We start from the raw sequence: 1,537 nt of genomic DNA, 5'->3' as shown, positions 1-1,537 counted from the left end.
GGCGGGCCGCTCTCGGCGAACTCTTACCGCACGTCAAGTCCGACCTCAAGGGAACCCTGAAGGCGATGGCCCCCTACCCTGTGACGATCCGCCTCCTGGACCCGCCGCTCCACGAGTTTGTGCCGCGCGACGAAGGCGTCCAGCGGGAACTCGCCAAGAGCCTCGGCATCGACGTTGCCGAGATCCGCAAGCGCGGCGAAGCGTTGCACGAAACGAACCCGATGATGGGCCACCGCGGCGTGCGGCTGGGAATCACCTACCCCGAGGTCACCGAGATGCAGGTCCGGGCCATTCTCGAGGCCACGGCCGAACTCCACAAGGAAGGCGTCAAGGCCCGTCCGGAAATCATGATCCCGGTGACGTGCGCTGTCGCGGAGATCCGCGACCAGGCCGGGATCATCGACCGCGTCAAGGCCGAGGTCATGACTAAACTCGGCCTGAAGAGACTCGATTTCCTCGTGGGCACGATGATCGAGATCCCGCGAGCGGCCCTGACGGCCGGCGAAATGGCCGAGGCCGCCGAGTTCTTCTCCTTCGGCACCAATGACCTGACGCAGATGGGTTTCGGCTTCTCCCGCGACGACATCGGCGCCTTCATGCCCGATTACCTCAAGAAGGAAATTCTGCCGGCCGACCCGTTTCAGACGCTCGACCAGGCGGGCATAGGGGAACTCATCCGCATCGGCATCGAGCGCGGGCGCGCCACGAGGCCGAAACTCAAAGTGGGCATCTGCGGCGAGCACGGCGGCGACCCCGCGTCCATCCACTTCTGCCACAAGGCCGGCATGGACTACGTCTCCTGCTCGCCGTTCCGCGTGCCGATCGCGCGCCTCGCCGCCGCCCAGGTGGCAGTCCAGGACCTCGCCGCAAAGAAAACCGCCGCCAAGCCGAAGAAGAAAAAGAAGAAGTGATTTTCCGTGTGGTGCGCGGCGGGTCTCCCGACCCGCCGCGCCTTTCGAGCCGGCGGCGGGCTTGTCCGGCGTAGCCCGGAGGGCGAAGACGGAAGCCGCCGGCCACGTTCCTTACCGTGGCACGTTCCAAGGTAGTGAACGTGACCGCCCGCTTCCGCGGGCGGCTCGAAAGAGACGCTCTGTTGAAAAGATGCTTTTCGTAGCGCGGGGCCTTGCTTGCCACGCCGAAGTCCGCCATCCGTGCTGGCGGACGAAGGCGGGTGCCCCGCGCTGTGGGTGCGCGGGGAACTCGTGCTTCGTAGCGAAGTAGCGCTTCGCTACTTCGCAGAGTAGCATAAACCCCCGCGCTACAAAAACACCCCCTGAGCGCCTGCCCCGCCTGCCCCGTCCGTTGGGGTTGGGGCCGGGACCGATGGGTGCCCGCCGCGCAAAGGCCAGGGCTTTTGGCCAGGATTTTCAGGTTACAGGAAATTCCTTATGGGAAGTTGCTTGACAAAACCGGGATTGTAGGGTATATTGGGGTTGGAGATTGAGGGAGTTGTGTATCCGGGGCTGGCACCGCGTGAACGCGGGCCGGCCTTTTTTCATGGAATAGCCGTGCCCGGCCGTCGTTCGACCCAGAGGCT

Annotated in this window: 1 protein-coding gene; it reads left to right on the top strand. The window is 64.8% G+C overall.

What is annotated here, in order from left to right; genetic code table 11:
- Positions 1 to 911: pyruvate, phosphate dikinase (locus tag NTX40_01595; protein MCX5647780.1), on the top strand; the 911-nt coding region annotated here is incomplete at its 5' end.
- Between the last annotated feature and the right edge of the window lie 626 nt (positions 912 to 1,537).

This window comes from Planctomycetota bacterium (assembly GCA_026387035.1).
Taxonomy (GTDB): Bacteria; Planctomycetota; Phycisphaerae; order FEN-1346; family FEN-1346; genus JAPLMM01.
Note: the sequence above shows the minus strand (reverse complement) of the source record. Positions and strands in the feature narration are given on the sequence as shown.